General features: G+C 64.6%; 19 protein-coding genes, 1 tRNA gene and 1 riboswitch. Of the genes, 8 read left to right on the forward strand and 12 right to left on the reverse strand.

Going from position 1 to position 18,899, the window contains the following annotated elements:
* Positions 1-20: 20 nt before the first annotated feature.
* Entirely contained in the window at positions 21-1,076 is a 1,056-nt protein-coding gene (locus P6U29_RS39590) for a LacI family DNA-binding transcriptional regulator (RefSeq protein WP_407115495.1), read from the reverse strand.
* Between the two features lie 111 nt (positions 1,077-1,187).
* Here P6U29_RS39590 and P6U29_RS39595 point away from each other — a divergent pair, with 111 nt between their 5' ends.
* The gene (locus P6U29_RS39595) at positions 1,188-1,715 is read left to right on the forward strand and encodes a DUF1003 domain-containing protein (RefSeq protein ID WP_407115496.1); all 528 of its coding nucleotides are present in this window, start codon (positions 1,188-1,190) and stop codon (positions 1,713-1,715) included.
* 1 nt (position 1,716) lies between these two features.
* Here P6U29_RS39595 and P6U29_RS39600 read toward each other — a convergent pair whose 3' ends face one another.
* From P6U29_RS39600 to P6U29_RS39610, 3 genes are all read right to left on the reverse strand, one after another.
* The gene (locus P6U29_RS39600; RefSeq protein WP_407115497.1) at positions 1,717-2,190 is read right to left on the reverse strand and encodes a GNAT family N-acetyltransferase; all 474 of its coding nucleotides are present in this window, start codon (positions 2,188-2,190) and stop codon (positions 1,717-1,719) included.
* Between the two features lie 18 nt (positions 2,191-2,208).
* Positions 2,209-2,790, reverse strand: coding sequence for a helix-turn-helix domain-containing protein (locus tag P6U29_RS39605; protein ID WP_407115498.1), 582 nt, complete (start codon positions 2,788-2,790; stop codon positions 2,209-2,211).
* Between the two features lie 173 nt (positions 2,791-2,963).
* A tRNA-Gly gene (locus P6U29_RS39610) sits at positions 2,964-3,037 on the reverse strand.
* 175 nt (positions 3,038-3,212) lie between these two features.
* On the opposite strand from P6U29_RS39610, the gene P6U29_RS39615 reads away from it, so the two are divergent.
* The 4 genes from P6U29_RS39615 (at position 3,213) to P6U29_RS39630 (ending at position 5,606) form a co-directional block, all read left to right on the forward strand.
* Positions 3,213-3,791 (forward strand): methylated-DNA--[protein]-cysteine S-methyltransferase, encoded by a 579-nt coding sequence (locus P6U29_RS39615; RefSeq protein ID WP_407115499.1) that lies wholly within the window; start codon positions 3,213-3,215, stop codon positions 3,789-3,791.
* Between the two features lie 9 nt (positions 3,792-3,800).
* A complete protein-coding gene (locus tag P6U29_RS39620) occupies positions 3,801-4,640 on the forward strand; it encodes a helix-turn-helix transcriptional regulator (protein ID WP_407115500.1) in 840 nt (279 codons plus the stop codon).
* A 56-nt stretch (positions 4,641-4,696) separates the two neighbouring features.
* A complete protein-coding gene (locus P6U29_RS39625) occupies positions 4,697-5,056 on the forward strand; it encodes a VOC family protein (RefSeq protein ID WP_407115501.1) in 360 nt (119 codons plus the stop codon).
* 148 nt (positions 5,057-5,204) lie between these two features.
* Entirely contained in the window at positions 5,205-5,606 is a 402-nt protein-coding gene (locus P6U29_RS39630) for an SRPBCC family protein (protein WP_407115502.1), read from the forward strand.
* Positions 5,607-5,630: 24 nt separating this feature from the next.
* Here the strand turns inward: P6U29_RS39630 and P6U29_RS39635 are convergent, their stop codons facing one another.
* From P6U29_RS39635 to P6U29_RS39645, 3 genes are all read right to left on the reverse strand, one after another.
* Complete coding sequence (locus P6U29_RS39635; protein ID WP_407115503.1) at positions 5,631-7,067, reverse strand: MATE family efflux transporter; 1,437 nt, start codon at positions 7,065-7,067, stop codon at positions 5,631-5,633.
* Positions 7,068-7,555: 488 nt separating this feature from the next.
* Positions 7,556-7,969: a PAS domain-containing protein gene (locus P6U29_RS39640; protein ID WP_407115504.1), complete on the reverse strand. Its 414-nt coding sequence runs from the start codon at positions 7,967-7,969 to the stop codon at positions 7,556-7,558.
* Positions 7,970-8,074: 105 nt separating this feature from the next.
* A complete protein-coding gene (locus P6U29_RS39645) occupies positions 8,075-9,211 on the reverse strand; it encodes a 2'-deoxycytidine 5'-triphosphate deaminase (RefSeq protein ID WP_407115505.1) in 1,137 nt (378 codons plus the stop codon).
* Positions 9,212-9,291: 80 nt separating this feature from the next.
* Positions 9,292-9,371, forward strand: a riboswitch (SAM riboswitch).
* 75 nt (positions 9,372-9,446) lie between these two features.
* On the opposite strand from P6U29_RS39645, the gene P6U29_RS39650 reads away from it, so the two are divergent.
* A complete protein-coding gene (locus P6U29_RS39650; protein ID WP_407115506.1) occupies positions 9,447-10,634 on the forward strand; it encodes an O-succinylhomoserine sulfhydrylase in 1,188 nt (395 codons plus the stop codon).
* A 115-nt stretch (positions 10,635-10,749) separates the two neighbouring features.
* On the opposite strand, the gene P6U29_RS39655 is transcribed toward P6U29_RS39650, so the two are convergent.
* The 3 genes from P6U29_RS39655 to P6U29_RS39665 are packed head-to-tail and all read right to left on the reverse strand — an operon-like array spanning position 10,750 to position 13,775.
* Positions 10,750-11,742 carry an SGNH/GDSL hydrolase family protein gene (locus tag P6U29_RS39655; protein WP_407115507.1) on the reverse strand — a complete coding sequence of 331 codons (993 nt, stop codon included), beginning with the start codon at positions 11,740-11,742 and terminating at the stop codon, positions 10,750-10,752.
* A gap of 12 nt (positions 11,743-11,754) precedes the next feature.
* Positions 11,755-12,534, reverse strand: a complete 780-nt coding sequence (locus tag P6U29_RS39660) for an SGNH/GDSL hydrolase family protein (RefSeq protein ID WP_407115508.1) — start codon at positions 12,532-12,534, stop codon at positions 11,755-11,757.
* Positions 12,534-13,775: an OpgC domain-containing protein gene (locus tag P6U29_RS39665; RefSeq protein WP_407115509.1), complete on the reverse strand. Its 1,242-nt coding sequence runs from the start codon at positions 13,773-13,775 to the stop codon at positions 12,534-12,536. The genes P6U29_RS39660 and P6U29_RS39665 overlap by 1 nt, the downstream gene beginning before the upstream one ends.
* 196 nt (positions 13,776-13,971) lie before the next feature.
* On the opposite strand from P6U29_RS39665, the gene apaG reads away from it, so the two are divergent.
* Positions 13,972-14,364, forward strand: a complete 393-nt coding sequence (gene apaG / locus P6U29_RS39670; RefSeq protein ID WP_024337101.1) for a Co2+/Mg2+ efflux protein ApaG — start codon at positions 13,972-13,974, stop codon at positions 14,362-14,364.
* Positions 14,365-14,728: 364 nt separating this feature from the next.
* Here the strand turns inward: apaG and P6U29_RS39675 are convergent, their stop codons facing one another.
* Together P6U29_RS39675 and P6U29_RS39680 are read right to left on the reverse strand one after the other, a co-directional pair.
* Positions 14,729-15,760 carry an IS110 family transposase gene (locus P6U29_RS39675; RefSeq protein ID WP_407115510.1) on the reverse strand — a complete coding sequence of 344 codons (1,032 nt, stop codon included), beginning with the start codon at positions 15,758-15,760 and terminating at the stop codon, positions 14,729-14,731.
* Between the two features lie 573 nt (positions 15,761-16,333).
* Positions 16,334-17,296: an IS110 family transposase gene (locus P6U29_RS39680; protein ID WP_407115511.1), complete on the reverse strand. Its 963-nt coding sequence runs from the start codon at positions 17,294-17,296 to the stop codon at positions 16,334-16,336.
* A gap of 530 nt (positions 17,297-17,826) precedes the next feature.
* On the opposite strand from P6U29_RS39680, the gene P6U29_RS39685 reads away from it, so the two are divergent.
* The gene (locus P6U29_RS39685) at positions 17,827-18,825 is read left to right on the forward strand and encodes an IS110 family transposase (RefSeq protein ID WP_407115512.1); all 999 of its coding nucleotides are present in this window, start codon (positions 17,827-17,829) and stop codon (positions 18,823-18,825) included.
* The last annotated feature ends 74 nt before the right edge of the window (positions 18,826-18,899 follow it).

Here is an 18,899-nt window from a genome sequence, read left to right on the forward strand (position 1 = left end):
TTTTCCAAATCCACCTGCCGCTAAGGCAGATTGTCCCGCATTACGATGTCGATCCTGATCTTCTCCTGTTCGCGCAGGATCGGCTCGCCGCGGGCGAGCGCCAGCAGCACGCGCACGGCGGCGCGCGCTTCATGTCCGGGGTTCTGCGAGATCGCGGCATCCATCACGCCCTGCAGCAGCAATCGGCGCGTCAACGCGGTGACGTCGTGCCCGACGAACACCAGCTTGTCGCGACCAGCCGCGTTCAACGCCTTGTCGTTCAGCGCTTTGGCAACGCCCTGCGTGCCGGCGCCGACGTTATAAAGGCCGACGATGTCGGCATGCCTGCCGAGCAGCTGTGCCAGCAGCTGTTCCGAGCGGTCGTCCTCGTCGCGCCCTTCCAGCACCGGCAGCACGTCCAGGTCAGGGAATTCCGTTGCCATCACCTGGTTGAAGCCGAAGATGCGCTCGGCATGGTCGCGCAGGCCCTGCGAGCCCGCGACGATCGCGACCTTGCCGGACCGCCCGCCAACCAGGCGCCCGACCAGCGCGCCGGCGGTGCGGCCCGCAGCGATGTTGTCGATCCCGACATAATGGTGGCGGCGCGAGGACGGCACGTCGGAGACCAGCGTCACCACCTTGGCACCGGCATCGACGAGGTCGTTGATCGCGGCGCGGACACCGGGATGGTCCAGCGCCACCACGGCAACGCCGTCATACGCGCCCGACAGCGCCTCCAGCGAAGCGGCGAGCACGGAAGGATTGAACACGTCGGTCGGGACCATCTCGACGCTGAGGCGGCGGGCCGAGAGCCAGGCGGCCATCTCGCCAAGATAGGCCTCGATCTGCTGCATGAACGGGTTCGGCCCGGACGGCATCACGAAGGCGAAGCGGCGGGCGCGGCCGCGGGCGAGCTCGGCGGCGGCCACATGCGGCTGGAACGAATTGCGCTCGATGGCTTCCTTGACGCGGCGGACCGTGTCCGGGCGTACCCCTGGCCTGTTGTGCAGGACGCGGTCAACCGTGGCGAGACTGACGCCGGCCTCGCGGGCGATGTCCTTCAGCGTCAGCACAGTCGGGGTCAGCGTCTCGGCCATGGCTGAAGGCTAGCAGAGGTGTTTTGAGGTGCGCAACTCATTTTGAGGGAACAGCAGCGATTTGCCCGTGCTCCGGGAGGAACGGCTCTTCCACTCGCCCGTTTCCGCCGAATGCGTAACGACATCACCCATGATCCTGGCGAGGGGCTGAGCCCGACGCTCGAGCGCAACATCCGGGCGCTGGTCGAGCGCCGCCAGCACGAGCAACGGACGGCCACGACCCAAGAAAAGCTCGCCGATGCCATCACCGCCTTCACCGGCAGCATGACGTTCGTCTACCTGCACCTCGCCGTGTTCGGGCTTTGGATCATTGCCAACCTGCATTGGCTGCCGGGGATTCCGGCCTGGGACGAGAGCTTCGTCGTGCTGGCGATGGTTGCCTCCGTGGAAGCGATCTTTCTCTCCACGTTCGTGCTGATCTCACAGAACCGCATGACCGCGGCAGCCGACAAGCGCGCCGATCTCGACCTCCAGATCAGCCTGCTCGCCGAGCATGAGCTGACCAAGGTTGCCCGCCTGCTCACGCAGGTCGCGGAGCGGCTCGACGTCAAGCCGGATTCTGAGCGCGATCTGGAGGAAGCGGCCCGGGACATCGCGCCCGAGCGCGTGCTCGACAAGATCGAGGAGACGCGCTCCTGAGCTACCGGCGCGTCGGCTCCGACAGGTCCAGCGTCAGGAACAGGCTGTTGGGATCTTCGAGATAGTCTTCGAACGGGTCGCAGGCGACGAAACCGTGCGCCTGATAGAGCGCGTGCGCCGGTTTGAAATAGTCCCACGAGCCGGTTTCGAGGCTGAGACGCATCATGCCGCGTGCACGAGCCTCAGTAATGATGTGGCGGAGCATCTGTCCGCCAAAGCCGCGCCGCCGCGTGGTCTGTAGCGTGTGCATCGACTTCACCTCGCCGTGGTCAGCCGAGAGCGCCTTCAACGCACCGGTGGCGACCAGCGTCTCGCCATCCCAGCCGGTCCAGAACGCGATCTCGGGCGCGCGCAATCCCGCGAGATCGAGCGCATGGGCGCTGCCCGGCGCGGTCTGCGCCCGCGCGGCCGCAACGTGATGATCGAGCAGCGCGATGACGCGGGGATCATGGGTGTCGCCGGTGCGGATCTGCATCGTCAGGATCTCCTGGTCTCACATCTTGCCGTAGGACGCGCCGCGCCGCGTGATGATGATGTAGCGCGCGTCCTGCTTCGTTTCGTTCTCGAAGATCACGGCGCGCATCACGTCGAAATCCAGACAATCGCCCTCACGCAGCCGCACCGCCTTGGCATCGATATGCACGGCGATCGCGCCCTCCAGCATCAAAAGCTGCTGGGTGAAGGCGTTGCGGCCCCAGGGGCTGTACGGCACCCGCGCGCCAGCCGGCAGGTCGACGACGATGACCTCGATGCCGCTCGCCGCATCGGTCGGCGAGGCATGACGCCTGCGATAACCGCTCTCGGGATCGCGCCAGTGCGGCTGGTCAGCGAGCCGCACCAGCCGCTCGGGCGGCTTCTCGGCAAGCGCAACGACATCGCTCAACGACACGTCGAGCGCCGCGCAGAGTTTTCCGAGCAGCGCCGCCGTCGCACTGCTCTGCGCCCGCTCCACCCGCCCGATCATGGCGCGGCTGACGCCGGAGCGCGCCGCAAGCTCGTTCAACGTCATGCCCGCCTGCGTCCGCAGCGTCTTCAGGCGCCGACCGATCGCGCGGTCGAGTTTCTGCTGGTCCATGACTCCTCTTCGCATAACGCCCCGGCGCCAGGACCGTACGCGCCAAGACGACGGAGCTTAGCGCGGGAAAAGTCGTAGGCCGACAAATGAGAGGCTAATATATTGGAATCTCGCACCTGCGTGCGAAACCCGAAGCAATCGGGCCCGGCTTGAGATCACGGTCGGTGAAGCATTGGAGCGGGCGAAGGGAATCGAACCCTCGTATGCAGCTTGGGAAGCTGCCGTTCTACCATTGAACTACGCCCGCGGATGCGCGCCTTGCGCCGCTCCTGATTAGCCGAGACGGCGCCTCCCGCCAAGCGCTTTGGCGCGCCCGGCCCGACGGTTGTTAACGTCTTGGCAAGATTCCAGGTGCGCCGGATTGTGGCGGTGTTATGATCGAGCTGTCGGGGGAGAAACGTGCACTGAGTGGGGGCGTGTGCATGGTGGGGCGCGCGTACGCGATATTCGACACGGCGCTGGGGCGCTGTGGCATCATCTGGAGCAGCACCGGCGTGGTCGCCGTGCAATTGCCGGAGGCGCGGGAGATCGACACCCGCCGCCGGGTTTTCCAGGTCCATCCCGAGGCGCGCGAGCAGCGCCCGTCCGAGAACGCCGAGCTAGCGATCGAGGGCATCGTCGGCTTGCTGCAAGGCACCGATCCTGATTTCTCCGATGTCAGCCTCGATGCCGGCGGGGTGCCCGGCTTCAACCGGCGCGTCTACGAGTTCGCCTGCACCATTCCACGCGGGGAGACGCGTACCTATCACGAGGTGGCCAAGGCGCTGGGCGCCTCGGGCGCGGCGTATTCCGTGGCGCAGGCGATCGCGAAAAATCCCTTCATGCTGATCGTGCCCTGCCACCGGATGCTGGAGGCCGGCAATGACACCGGCCGGCTCTCGCCCTATGGCGGCGTGATCTCCAAACGACGGCTGCTGGCCCTCGAGGGCGCCCATCCCGTCGCCCGTAAGACCCTGTTCGAGGTGCTGCTGCCCGTTGCTCCGCCGCGCGCTCCTACCTAGATAGGCGGGATGGACGCGATCACGCTGCTGACGACGCCATCAATGACAGTCTCCGAGTTTCGCTGCGATGCGGGGCCGGACGACACGCCCTTTGCGGAATGCCGCACCGGCCATTCCATCGCCTATGTCCGCTCTGGCAGCTTCGGCTGCCATTGCCGCGCCGGCTTCTTCGAGCTGGTGGCGGGCTCGATGCTGATCGGCGCGCCCGGCGAGGAATACACCTGCACGCATGAGCATGTCTGCGGCGACATCTGCCTCGGCTTCTTCTTCAGCGAGAACCTGGTCGATGCCCTCGGGGGACGGCGCGAGATCTGGCAGGTCGGCGCGACACCGCCGCTGCCCGAGCTGATGGTGCTGGGCGAGCTGGCCCAGACGGCAGCAGATGGCAACAGCGACCTCGGCCTCGACGAGATCGGCCAGATCCTCGCCGGCCGTTTTATCGACGTCGTCTCGGGTAAGGGCCGCAAGCCGGCCACGCCGACTGCGCGTGACCGCCGTCGCGCGGTGGAGGCCGCACTGTGGATCGACGACAACTCGCATGCCGAGCTCGACCTTGAGCAGGCCGCAAAGCAGGCCGGCCTCAGCCCGTTTCATTTCCTCCGGCTGTTCTCGAGCGTGCTCGGCGTCACTCCGCATCAATATCTGGTGCGCTCGCGGCTGCGACACGCCGCGCGCAAGCTTGCTGACGACGACATCGCCGTCACCGAGATTGCCTATGATGTCGGTTTCGGCGATCTCTCCAACTTCGTCCGCACGTTTCATCGCGCCGCCGGCGTGTCGCCGACCAAGTTCCGCCAGGCGTCGAAGGGGGAGCGCAAGATTCTCCAAGAGCAGCTTGCCCTCAACTGACTAGGGTCGTCTCCGGCGCGTGCCATTCGCGGCACGCTTCTGCAATGGAGACGAATATGTACGACCACATCGGATTGCGTGTTGCCGACCTCGACGCCGCCACGCGCTTCTACACCGCGGTGCTGGCGCCGCTCGGCTATGTCCTGTGCTCCGGTGGCGATGGCTATGCCGGGTTCGGGCCGAAGGGCGAGCCGGCGCTGTGGCTGCACCTGAACAAGGGACGGAAGGCCGATGGCGCGCATATCGCGTTTCGCGCCAAAGATCATGACGCGGTCAAGGCGTTTCACAGCGAGGGCCTGAAGAGCGGCGGCCGCGACAATGGCGGCGCCGGGCTGCGCAGGGATTACAGCCCGACCTATTATGCGGCGTTCCTGATCGACCCTGACGGCAACAATATCGAGGCGGTTTGTCCGTAGGGGCCGCTGCGCACAATCACTTGTAGGGTGGGCAAAGCGAAGCGTGCCCACCATCGCGTAGGCGACACTGCCGACGAATGGTGGGCACGGCGCGCGAAGAGCGCGCCTTTGCCCACCCTATGAACTCTCCACAATATAGGAATTCCCCATGGCCTCCATCTACAACGACATCCCCCTCCCCGCCTCCGCGCACGACGTCTGGGACGCGGTGCGTGATTTCGGCGCGCTGCATCAGCGGCTGGTGCCGGGCTTCGTCACCGCGTGCACGCTCGATGGAGATGCGCGCATCGTCACCTTCGCCAATGGCTCCGTGGCGCGCGAGGTGCTGGTCGATTGCGACGACGCGCGGCAGCGCCTCGTCTATGCGATCAACAACGAGCGGCTAAAGCATTACAGCGCCTCGGTGCAGGTCATTGCCGAAGGCGAGACGAGGTGCCGCCTCGTCTGGATCATCGATATGCTGCCGAACGAGCTCGCGCCTTACGTTCAGGGGCAGACGAAGGAGGCTGTGGCCGCCATGCAAAGGGCATTTCCAGCTGCGGCGGCCTAGCACCCACCGCCGTCACAAGCACCGCTAATCGGGAGTCGAAAGCGCCGGCCTGATCGCAGCTTTCGTCTCACGTGGCCCCCAGCGCGTCAGCACCACGCTGGAGCACGACAGCAGGCCGAGCACGACCATCGAGCTCGCGGCCAGCCAGAAGAAGCTCTGCGCGCCGGCCTCGTGCGTCGACAGCCACCAGCCGACAGCCGCGATGTAGATCAGCCGCGCCGTCTGCGCCAGCACCGGCCCGATCACCTTGGCCGCGCCTTGCGAGGAGAAGTACATCGTCGTGGCAAGGCCGAAGAACGCGTAGAACGGTCCGACCGTCGAAAGATATTGATGGCTCGCCACGCGCACGGCCACGCTGTCGGTGAAGATGTTGACCCAGAGATCTGGGAAGATCGCAACGAGGCACGCCGGCGCGCCGACTGCGACGAAAGCGGCAGCACTGGCGGTCCAGGCGATGCGCCGGGCGCGCGCGATGCGGCCGGCGCCGATCGCCATGCCGACCATCGGCACACAGGCGATGCCGAACGAGAACGCGATCGAGGTCAGCAGGAATTCGAGCCGCGCGCCGATACCGTAGCCGGCGAGGATCGCAGTGCCGAACTTCGCCAGCATGTGGGTGAAGATCGAGATCGTCAGTACCGATTGCAGCGGCGAGAAGCAGGCGATGGCGCCGACCTTCAGGATATCGAAGAACATCGCCCATTGGATGCGCAGGCCCCGAAGCTTCGGCGCGATCCGCGCGCGGCCGGAGAACAGGTACCAGCCCATGATGCAGATGTTCATGGAATAGGCGATCAGCGCGCCGGCCGCGACGCCGCGCATGCCGAGCTGCGGCACCGGCCCGAGCCCGAGGCCCAGCGTGCCGCCGAGCACGATCTGCCAGGCCGCGGAGTTGAGGATGAGGAACGACGGCAGCTTCATGTTGCCGGTGCCGCGCAGGATGCCCGCCATGGTGTTGAGCAGCCAGGGCAGCACGGCGCCGCCGAAAAACACCTGCGTGTAGGCGATCGCATGCGCCAGCACATTGCCGCGGCCGCCAAGCATTTCGAGCAGCCTGGGCCCGAAGATCAGCATGCCCAGCATGAAAACGAGACCGAAGCTGATGCCGATCAGCATCGCGTGCACAGCGAGTGTGCCGGCACGCTCACGATCGCCGGCGCCGAGCGCACGTGCGATGGCGGAGGCCACCGCGCCGCCCATGGCGCCGCCCGACATGGTCATGGTCAGGATCACTGTCGGAAACACCAGCGCCATCGCGGCGAGCGCCTCGACGCCGAGCCGGCCCACATAGGAGGTCTCGGCAATCACCACGCAGATGCCGGCCGACAAGCCGATCACGTTCGGCCAGGCGAGGGAGAGCAGCGTGCGCAGGATCGGCCCGTCGGTGAGCGCGCTTCGGACCGGCCGCGGCGGCAGCGGGCGCTCGTGATCATCGACCGGGATCTCGGCGATGTCGGACATGTCCTCTCCCGGGCGCGAGCGCCATTTGCGGCGCGGCAATGAACAGGTGTGCCAATCAATTTGTTCGCGCACAGGGCGCGGCAGGGGCTTGTTAGCACGGCGATTGCCGATTCCTCCTGCGCAGGGCGCAGGCGTGCCCTGCGGCAGTGCATTTCAATGGATTGAATTCGGCTCTCTCACCCCTCCCTCTCCCCGTTCTTACGGGGAGAGGGAGGGGTGAGGCTCTATCCGCGCAACCGGTGACAGCTGGACTCGCGAAGACTCCCCCTCACCCGTAATTTGCTCTCGCAAATTCCGGCCTCTCCCCGCACGCGGGGAGAGGCGAAGGGCGCGCGGCGGCGGCGTCTCGGCCGCATCATCCTGCGCGGCGTCAGCTCGAGCCATGTTCGCTCCCGATCTTTGTTGCGATCGAGTGCGTCATCGCCCCTGGTGACAGGCAACCTGACGCTCATGCAGGGCGCCCTGCACGGCGGCCCGGCAATTCCGCATCACGAATTTTGCGCAAGCCTGGCGGCGCGCTCGCGCTCGACGCGTTCGGTGACGTCGCGTGCCATCGCCACCGATCCCTGCACTGCGCCGTCAGTGTCACGCACCAGCGCGAAGGTCATCTCGATGTAGAGCTTGCGCCCGCTCTTGTGCAGCGCGCGGGTCAGCGTCGGCCTGCCCGCAAGCTTCATCGTCCCGCTCGCGAGCGCGGCCTCGAAGCCTTTCCAGTGTGCAGCGCGCAGATGTTCGGGAATGATCAGGTCGAGATTCCGGCCGAGCGCTTCATCGGCGGTGAAGCCGAACAGGGCGGTCGATGCCCGATTCCAGCGCGTGATCGTGCCGGAGCGATCCGAATAGATCAGCGCGTCCGCGACGTCGTTGATGATGCTTGCATCGAGTTGGGATGGCTCAGTCATGACACCACCTTGTAGCCCGGATGGAGCAAAGCGTAATCCGGGATCGCGCCACAAGTGAGACCTTCCCGGATTGCGCTTGCGCTCCATCCGGGCTACAGGATCGGGCTACACCCGAAAATGCTTCGATAGTTTGAGGCCTTGGGCCTGGTAATTGGAGCCGATGCGCTGGCCGTACATCGCGTCGGGGCGCGCCAGCATCTTCTCGTAGACGAGGCGGCCGACGATCTGGCCGTGCTCGAGGATGAACGGCACTTCGCGCGAGCGCACCTCCAGCACAGCGCGCGATCCTAGCCCGCCGGCGCCGGCATAGCCGAAGCCGGGATCGAAGAAGCCGGCATAGTGCACGCGGAATTCGCCGACCAGCGGATCGAACGGCACCATCTCGGCGGCGTAATCGGGCGGCACCTGCACAGCTTCCTTGGAGGCGAGGATGTAGAACTCGCCGGGATCGAGGATCAGGCTGCCATCGGGGCGCGCCGAGATCGGCTCCCAGAAATCTTCCACCGCATAGCCGGCGCGGCGGTCGACGTCGACGACACCGGTGTGACGCTTGGCGCGATAGCCGACGAAGCCATTTGCCTTCTCGCCCGAGAGATCGACCGAGACGGCGACGCCGCCGGAGAGATCGGCATCGTCGATGTTGACGAGGCGCTCGGCGGCATGCAGCGCATCGAGCTCGTCGGCATTGAGGATGGCATCGCCGGTGCGGAAACGCACCTGGCTCAGGCGCGAGCCCTCGCGCACCAGCACCGGAAATGTTTTCGGGCTGATCTCGGCATAGAGCGGGCCGTGATAGCCGGCGCCGATCATGTCGAAGCGGCGTGTGCCGTCGGCGATGACGCGGGTGAAGACGTCGAGGCGGCCGGTCGAGCTCTTCGGATTTGCGGCCGCGACGATCTCCGGCGGCAGGGCCAGGCTCTCCAGCAGCGGCACGATGTAGACGCAGTTGGTCTCGAGCACCGCGCCGTCCGCGAGGCTGAACTCGTGCAGCTTCAACTCGTCGATGCGCTCCGCGACCGTGGCGCCGGGACCAGGCAGGAAGCTGGCGCGGACGCGATAGGCGATGTCGCCGAGGCGAAGATCGAGGCTGGCCGGCTGGATCTGGCTCTCGACGAAATCGTAGGCGGGCAGGATGAGGCCTTCTTCCGCCATCGCCGCGATCATGCGGTCGGGCAGGATACCATTGGCGTCGGCGGCGACTGTGAACGTCAACCGGGGGTCCTCATCAGGGGGCAAACTCATCCCGAAATGCGGGACATACCAGCCTTTTACGGCTAACCGATGGACGCCTTGACGGAAAGGGGATTGCGGAATAAGAGCATCACTTATCCCGTGGTGATTTGAGCCGGCCGGCTTGCAGCCACGTTAAATAAGTCGCTAAACAGGCCGGGGACCTCTGTGATCCCGGCCAGTGGAGATATCCAGGCCGGTTTTTTTGTGACCATTTGCGCGTCGATGGTCATGTCGGAGGGTCCTTATGTCGAAGTCGCCTGCTGCCTACCGCCCCGAAACCCGCCTCGTCCATTCCGGGACCCTGCGCTCGCAATATGGCGAGACATCGGAGGCGCTGTTCCTGACGCAAGGCTATGTCTACGCCAGCGCGGAGGAGTGCGAGGCGCGGTTCAAGGGCGAGGATCCCGGCTTCATCTATTCGCGCTACTCCAACCCGACGATCGCGATGTTCGAGCGCCGCATGATCGAGCTCGAAGGCGCCGAGGCAGCCCGCTCGGCCGCAACTGGCATGGCGGCGGTGACGACCGCGATCCTGGCGCCGCTCAAGGCCGGCGATCACGTGGTCGCCTCCCGCGCCCTGTTCGGCTCGTGCCTCTACGTCATCCAGGACCTGTTGCCGCGCTACGGCATCGAGACCACGCTGGTGGACGGGCTCGATCTCGACCAGTGGCAGCGCGCATTGAGGCCCAACACCAAGACGTTCTTCCTGGAGAGCCCAACCAATCCGACACTCGACGTGCTCGACATTCCCGGCATCGCCGAGATCGCACACAAGGGCGGCGCGCGGCTCGTGGTCGACAACGTGTTCGCGACGCCGATCTGGCAGAGCCCGCTCGCGCTGGGCGCCGACGTCGTCGTCTATTCCGCGACCAAGCATATCGACGGCCAGGGCCGGTGCCTCGGCGGCATCATCCTGTCCTCGGAAGCCTTCATCGCCGAGCACATTCACAATTTCATGCGTCAGACCGGCCCGTCGATCTCGCCGTTCAACGCCTGGGTCCTGCTCAAGGGCCTGGAGACGCTGGGCGTGCGCGTGCGCGCGCAGACCGACACGGCGGCGCGTATCGCCGAAGCGCTGGCGAGCCATCCGAAGATCTCGCGGCTGGTCTATCCCGGCCGCGCCGATCATCCGCAGGCGGCGTTAGTGAAGAAGCAGATGCGCGGCGGCTCGACGCTGGTCGGTTTCGAGGTCAAGGGCGGCAAGGCGGCGGCGTTCCGCGTGCTCAATGAGCTGAAGCTTGCGAAGATCTCCAACAATCTCGGCGACGCCAAGAGCCTCGTCACGCATCCGGCAACCACGACGCATCAACGCCTGAAGCCGGAGGACCGCGCCGCGCTCGGCATCAGCGAAGGCTTCATCCGCTTCTCCGCGGGGCTGGAGCATGCGGACGATCTGATCGAGGATCTGACGGCGGCGCTGGAGAAGGCGTGAGGGCTTCGTAGGGTGGGCAACGCGAAGCGTGCCCACCAGTCAAACGTACAGCGCCGATAGATTGGTGGGCACGGCGCGCGGAGAGCGCGCCTTTGCCCACCCTACAGCACCGCGCCTACATCGGCCGATACGTTCTCACATCAGCGGGCACGTTCACACCGATCCTGATCTGGCCGACGGAGCGGATGATGTCGTCGCCGAGCAGCTGGGCGAAGCAGGCGTAGCCCCAATCGTTCATGTGCAGGCCGTCGGCGATCACGAAGCTCTCGACCGGGATCGATTGGTTCTCGTGCCAGTCGCGCATCACCTCGAAGCGCGGGAAGATGCCGACGTGGCGGAGCTCGGCGACCTTGCCGAGCAGCTTCACCATCTTGCCGGCGCTCTCTTTGCGCTGGTTGACGGCCGGTGAGTACTGCGGATCGACCAGCACGATGTCGGTGCCGCCCGCGGCTTGGATACGGCTGATGCCGTCATCGACGATCTTTGCGGTCTCGCCGGGATCGAGGTTGCGCAGCACGGCGTTGGTGCCGACCTGCCAGATCACGAGATCCGGATGCGCGTCGATCACCTGCGTCTGCAGGCGCTTCATCATCTCGGGCGCATCCTCGCCGCCGACGCCGGCATTGACGACGGTGATGTCGGCGGTCGGATAATGCCGGCGCAGCTGCGCGGCGAGACGGTTCGGATAATTGAATTCCGGCGAGCTCGCACCGAATCCCGCGGTCGACGACGAGCCGAACGCGACGATGACGACGGGCTGGCCGGCGACGAGCTTGCTCGCAACGTGCGGCAGCGAGCCCATAGCCTTCGAGCCGTCCTTCGGCGGCAGGCAGGGCACGCGGCCGAAGATGTCGGCGGCGGACTTTGCGACCTCCTTCACCTTGTCGATGGCGCGCGACGTGACGCCGCGCTGCTCGGGCGACCTCGCGGCGACGGTGGTCTGCGACGGCGAAGCGGACGCGGGATCAGCCGGCTGCGCGGGTGCGGGTGTCGCCTGTGCGGCCTGCGATTGTGCACGTGACTGCGAGGCCGGCGTCAGCAGCAACAGCACTGCGGCTGTGGGCGCGGCCAGCCATGATGTCAGGCAAAAAGGGCGAAGAGAACTCATTAACGCTAGACCTCAATTTTGCTGCTGGGCTGGCTCCAGATGAGCCGCGTCGATCACGAACTGTGCCAACGCCCGGCCAAGGCAATCGTGGACCTGCTTCGCCAGCTCAGGCCCGCGAGACGGGCTGAACAGGTCGAACTGGCCCTGATCATTCCACTGCCGCATGATCGAGAAGCGATCGAACAGCGGGATGTCGTGCTCCTGCGCCACCACGCGCATATTATCGAGAAAAGGCTGCGCCGAGATCATGGTCTCGGTGCGCGGGCTATACTGCAAGTTCATCAAGACAACGTCAGTCCCTGCCTTTTGCAGCGCAACAACCCCGTCGGTCACCGCGCTACGAAATTCGTCGGGATCGATGGATCGAATAGCATCCACGGTCCCGGTCTGCCAGATCACCAAAGTAGGCGTTTTTGCTTCCAGCAGCTTAACGAAGGTGGAGGCGGTCTCCTCTGCCGTCTTCTTGCTCTGTATTTCTACGGAGACGTGCACGACCTCGGACGGTGGCAGCTTCTCCTTGAGGATCGCCTCCATGCGCGCCGGGTACGAGCTGCTCTCCGACGACGGAATCGTGGTCGAGCGGCTGCCGATGACCAGGATATCGAGCGGTTTGCCGGCCTTGACCGCGTCGGCGACCTTGGGCAGCTGGCTTTCGCTGGTCAGCAGATAGGGCGGCAATTCGCAGGCCGCGGGCGCAGCGGAAGCGGCTGGCACAGCATCGCCCGCACGCGCCACAGGCGCGGCGAGGCCACCGCATAGCAGGATCAGGCTCAGGAGAACCTTCGCCTTCATCAGCCCCCTCCCGCCAGATCGGCGTTGCCGACGGCGTTTTTGGTTTTCGCACCGCTCTTGTCAGCCACACGCTTGTACCACGAAATCACCCAGGCCACGCCCCACATGATGAGGACCCCGGAGAGACTAATCAGCGCATGCATGGCCGGTCCGCCGGAGACTTCGGCGAGAATGAAATGGCCGGCAAAGGCCAGGAAGACCCCGAGACAGAAGATCTCGAGGGAATGCTGACCACATAGAATCAATGGTCGCAGCCAGCGCGATTTCAAGCCCGGCCAATCCCGGGGCAGGAAGCGCACGGTGAGCGCGGCCAGCGCCAGGAAATGCGTGAAGCGCAGCACGTCGAGGTCGGTCTTGTCGATCGGATACATCCACTGCTCGATCCGCTTCGGCATGAACTGCGAGAGCTGCGGCACATACCAGGTCAGCGTGACGTAGAACGCCGCGACCAGATAGGCGATCGAGATCCACATCGTCACCGGCGAGGCCAGGATGCGCGACATGCGGCGCGCACCCCCGAGCGCGCACCATGCACCGAACACGAACAGCAGCTGCCAGGCAAAGGGATTGAAGGCCCAGAAGCCGTTCGGATAAGCCGACAGATAAAGATCGTACTCCCAGGTCACCGCGTAGAGCACGACCGAAAGGCCGAGCGTGACGTCGGGCCGCCATTTCATCGACCACAGGATCAGGGGCAGCGCCAGCATCAGCACGATGTAGAGCGGCAGCACGTCCATGTTGACCGGACGGAAGCGCAAGAGCAGCGCCTGCACGATGGTGATGTCGGGCTGCTTGAGGAAGTCCATGATACCCATCTCTTCGGTGTAGAGCGGGTTCTCGAACCTGGTCGCCACATAGGAGATCTCGGCGAGGAAGATCGTGAACAGGAAGACGTGGGCGACGTAGATCTGCCAGACCCGCCGCAGGATGCGCGCGGTGGCGATGACGACGCCGCTCTCCAGCATCGCCCGGCCATAGACGAAGGCGGCGGTGTAGCCGGAGATGAAGATGAAGATCTCGGTGGCGTCGCTGAAGCCGTAATTGCGGATAGTGAACCAAGTCAGCAGACTCGGCGGCAGATGGTCGATGAAGATCAGCCACAGCGCGAGCCCGCGGAACAGATCGAGCCGGAGCTCGCGCTCGCCGATGGCGGGCAGCGTGATGGCCGGCGCAGCGGCGCGCGGCTTGGTCTCCGCGGTTCCTGCGATGGTCGATCCCGTCACTTGGTCGGCAATGGTCATCGGGGGCCTAAAAACCCTTCCGCAAATCGCGACATTGAAGGAGTGTAATGGTCCGGCTGTCGTCTCGCAAAGCGGCGGGATCACATAAGGGTGTCTCGCTTGGGGGTGTCCTTCCCCTCGAATTCTGGCGGGACGATGTCGCCAAAGCCATCCGCGGCGTTTGGTTCCCGGGACGGATTTCGGTATGATGCCAACCATGTACCGCGCCGTGACCCGCCAGATCGAAGTGACCGTCGAGCCGAACTTTGTTCCGGAGCAGTCGTCGGCCGACCGCTCGCGCTACTTCTGGTCCTACACCATCGTCATCACCAATTCGGGCGAGGAGACCGTGCAGCTCAAGACGCGGCACTGGATCATCACCGATGCCTCCGGCCGCCAGCAGGAGGTGAAGGGCGAGGGCGTGGTCGGCGAGCAGCCGATCCTGGCCCCCGGCGAGCGCTTCGAATACACCTCCGGCGTGCCGCTCTCGACCGCCTCGGGCTTCATGACCGGCCGCTACCAGATGGTCAGCGAAACCGGCGAGCGCTTCGAGATCGACGTGCCGACATTCTCGCTGGACAGCCCGGATAACAAGAGGGTGTTGAATTAACCGCGCATCGTTCACCTCGTGTCGCGGACAAGCTGCAGCGCGGAAGCGCTGCGTCCGAGGCACGAGAGCGGAGTGTGGCGCACACTCCCCTCCTCGTCATGTATGGACGGCCCCCTCTCGGCAAGGGCTTTTTGGTGCTTCAGCAAATGAATCGGGGAGCGGTCATGTATACGGCCTCGAGAAGCGGCCATTGACCGCGGGCCCTGATGGAGATCGCTGATCGAATTCCAATCATTGCGGCGCGCTGTGACGCGCGATGACGATGCGGAGTGTTTCGATCCCGTTTTCCAGACCATTTGCCATCACACCTTTAGTGCCCTTCCGATAGGCGTGGAGCGCGAGCGCGGCGGCTGTTGCCCCTCAACTAGGCCGCAGCCGGCGCGCTCGCGCGGTCTCGGTAGGTTTCTCCTTTGACCAGCATGGCCCAGATGATCCGGGCGGTTTTGGCCGCGAAGGCCACCATGGCGACCTTATAAGGCCGCCGCGCCAGCAGATCACGCAGCCACGGATCGGTGACGCCGCGCGCCTTCTGTTGCCGCAGATAGGCGCTGGCACCGCTGATCAACAGCGCTCGCAGCACACGGTCTCCCTGTTTGGAGATCCTCCCGGGGCGATGCTTGCCTCCGGTGCCGTGGTCCTTGCCGGTGATCCCGATCCAGGCTGCGAAGTCGCGACCGGAGCGGAACACTTTTGCGTCGGGCACTTTGGCCAGGACCGTACTGGCGATGATCGGGCCGACGCTTGGGACCTCCATGAGCCGCTTGGCGTCGCGATCGCCACGGGCAGCCTTGGCGAGCTGCCGTTCAAGCACCCGTTCGTCGGCATCGAGTGCCTGCCAGTGCTTGGCCAGCATCAACAGGGCGCTGCGCATCATCTCCGGAATCTCCTCACTCGGCTCTTCGAGCCGGGCCATCAGCCCGCGCAGCCCCTGATATCCTTGCGCTGCCACGATCCCGAGCTCACTCAGCGCTGCTCGCAAGGCGTTCGCCACCATGGTCCGCTGCCGAACCAGCAAGGCACGCGCGCTATGAACCGCCAGCGTTGCCTGTTGCGCGATGCTCTTCACCGGAACAAACCGCATCGTCGGTCGGGTCACAGCCTCGCAGACCCCTTCGGCATCGCGGCCATCGTTCTTGTTGCGCTTGACGTAGGGCTTCACATAAGCCGGCGGCATCAACCGCACCTGGTGGTCATACCGGCCGATCACGCGCGCCCAATGATGAGCGCTGCCGCAAGCCTCCATGCCCACCAGGCACGGCGGCAACTGCGCGAAAAACTTCTCGACCGAGGCTCGCTTGAGCTGGCGCCTCACCACCACAGCTCCCGACGCGTCAATCGCGTGGACTTGAAAAACGTTCTTCGCCAGATCAACCCCAATCGTGCTAATCTTCGTCATGGACGGCTCCCTTTGTCTGGTTCGACTCAACATCACCAGTCTGGCACACCGATGCCGTTCGGGGGCCGTCCACCCCATCATTGCGAGCGCAGCGACTTGTCCCGCCGAAGCTCGGCGAAGGCGGAAGCAATCCAGAGTCTTTCCGCGGAGGGATTCTGGATTGCTTCGTCGCTTCGCGCCTCGCAATGACGGCGTATGAGGTGACAGCTTGCTTCTCCAAGTGACGCTGTCATTCCCCGCGCAGGCGGGGAATCCAGTACGCCGCGGCCTCTCGATTCATCACCGCCGTCTCGGAGTACTGGATCGCCCCGTTAAACCGGGCGATGACACCGCGTGCGTGGTCGCAGACGTGCATATTCATTCTCGCGGCTTGTTTCACCCGAGCTTTGCTTCATCTCTCGCCCTTCTTGTCCAAGAGCAACTGGGTCGGAGTAGACCGGCGATCAGACGGGCTCAAGGCTGGTGCTGGCGCACCCCCGCCTTCGGCGGCTGACGGCCTTGACCCCGTCTGCACGCCGGTCTTTGGGCTTGGCATGCGCTCGGCCGAGGTCCGAGCACGAGAAGGCGCGCTCGTCAGGCCAACCTGTATTTCTTCGGATCCCACGTCTCGCCGCGAGCGATCATGGTGTTGAGGATGACGATCAGCTTGCGCATGCAGGCGACGATCGCGACCTTTGGCGGCTTGCCCTTGGCAATCAGGCGCTCATAGAAGGCCTTGAACACCGGGTTGTTCAGCGTCGCGGCGCCGATGCAGGGCATGTAGAGGGCGTTCCGCACCCAGCGGCGACCACCCTTGATGCAGCGTTCACCTCGACGTTTGCCGCTATCGTCGTCATAAGGAGCAACGCCCACCAACGCGACGACAACTTCGTCGCTCACCTGCCCCAACTCCGGTAGGCCTCCAAGCAGCGCCATTGCGGTCCCCTCAGCAAAGCCTGGTACGCTCTGGATGATCTCGGCGCGTTTGGCAAAGTCCGGCGTTGTCTTGATCGTCGCCGCGATCGCGGTATCGATCGCGGCGATTTCGTCAGCCAGCTTCTTAAGAAGACGCGCGCGAGCCTTCCGAACAAGGGCCGGCGCCTCATGCTCGTTCTGCATTTCCAGGCGAGCCCTGACGTCGATCAGGCCTTGGCGTCCCTTCACCAGTGCCTTCATCTCCTCGTGAGCGGGATCGTCGACTTGGCTGGGAGCCTCGCTGAATGTCTCGGCGAACCAGGAGATCATCTCTGCGTCGATCTTGTCATTTTTAGCAAGGCGTCCCGCCGATTCCGCAAAGTGGCGAACCCGTTTGGGATCGACGATCCGTACTTCCAGCCCGGCTTGGCGCAACGCCTTGGCCCATACCCGCTCGTAGCCGCCGCTTGCCTCCATCACTGCCTTGCCGACCCGATGCTTGCGAAGCCATGCAATCAAGCTCCGTCGCCCCGCCGCGGTTGTCGGGCAAGTCTTCCGCTCCGTTACGGTCCGAATGCACGCATCAATCTTGTCTTTGGCGACATCGATGCCGACGACAACCAGATCGTCTTGTGTCATCATCCACTCCCTTCCTTGCCTGGTACGGGCTCGCAGCCCTTGCAACTGTTCGGGTTGAGGAAGACACCGGAGCTGTCCCTTGCTCTTTAACAGGCTCTGTCGCCTTTGGGCGCAACGGGCTCAGTTCCGGCAACGGGCGGTTCTGATCCAACCGCCCGTTGCCACATTCTGGCAGATTTCGGGGACACAAGGGCGCAGGGAAGGCCGAGGGAAAGCCGGGTGCTGACCTCGCACCCGCGGTCCGCTGCGCGAAAGCGCACGCAGGAAGAACCGCACAGCAGCATACAGGTGGAGCCAATCACTCGGCCTTCCCTGCGCGATGGTCGGACGGCTTATGCCGCGCTCTTGTGTCTGCAAATTGTGCCAAAAAACGCCAACGGGCGGTTCTGACCAACCGCCCGTCGCTGGATCTGAGCCCGACCGTGCTCAAAGGCCTTGAGAGCCTGTCCGGGAGCGTGGGACAGATCCGGTGTCTTCCTCAACCCGAACAGTTGCATGGGCTTCGAGCCCGAACCGAGCAAGGAAGGGAGTGGATGATGGCACAAAACGGTGGCGTTGTCGTCGGGATCGATGTGGCCAAGGACAAGGTGGATGCATGCATCCGCGCGGTGTCGCAACGGCAGACGTTTCCTAGCACTGCAGAAGGACGGCGCGGTCTGATCCGCTGGCTGCGCAAATACAAGGTTGCCAAGGCGGTCATGGAGGCATCTGGCGGTTACGAGCGAGAGTGGGCTAAGGCGCTGCGTCAGGCCGACATCGAAGCCCGGATCGTCGACCCCAAGCGCGTGCGTGATTTCGCTCGATCAGCCGGACAACTCGCCAAGAACGATGCGATCGATGCGGAGATGATCGCCTGGTTTGCCGAGACCTTCACCGATGCTCCAGATCAGGCCCATGACACGGCCCGCGAGAATCTGGTGCAGGTCGTAAAAGCGCGCCAGAGCCTGCTCGATCTGCAGACGAGCCTGAAAAATAGGGGCGAGCATGCCGCCCCCAAAATCGTCCAGCAGATGCAGGCTCGGTTGTTAAAGCAGATCGCAGACGAAGTTGCCAAGCTCGAGGTTGCGATCGCCGCAATGATCAAGGCCGCGCCACATTTGGCCGAACTTGCCGAGATCATCGAGAGCGTGCCAGGGCTCGGCAAGATCACATCCGCCGGTCTGGTCGCCGCGATGCCGGAACTTGGCCAGGTGAGCAACAGGATCGCCGCTGCGCTGTTGGGAGCAGCTCCTTACGATGACGACAGCGGGAAGCGACGCGGTGATCGCCATGTAAAAGGTGGACGCCGAAAGGTTCGCAATCTCTTCTACATGGCTTGCCTCGGCGCTGCGACGCGGCACAACCCTGTGATCATGGCCTTCTATGATCGTCTGATCGCTAAAGGGAAGGAGCCGAAGGTTGCGCTGATCGCCTGCATGCGCAAGCTCATCGGCATTCTCAACACCATGATCGCCCGGCGCCAGAAATGGGATGCTCGCCGCTACGAACTGAGCGAACCCGCTCGGCCTCAGCCGAGCGCATGCACCGCCTGAAGACCGGTGAGCGGGCGGGGTCAAGGCCGTCAGCCGCCGAAGGCGGGGGCGCACAGCGCCAGCCTTGAGCCCGC

The sequence above is a fragment of the Bradyrhizobium sp. LMG 9283 genome, assembly GCF_045571415.1.
In the GTDB taxonomy this organism is placed as follows: domain Bacteria; phylum Pseudomonadota; class Alphaproteobacteria; order Rhizobiales; family Xanthobacteraceae; genus Bradyrhizobium.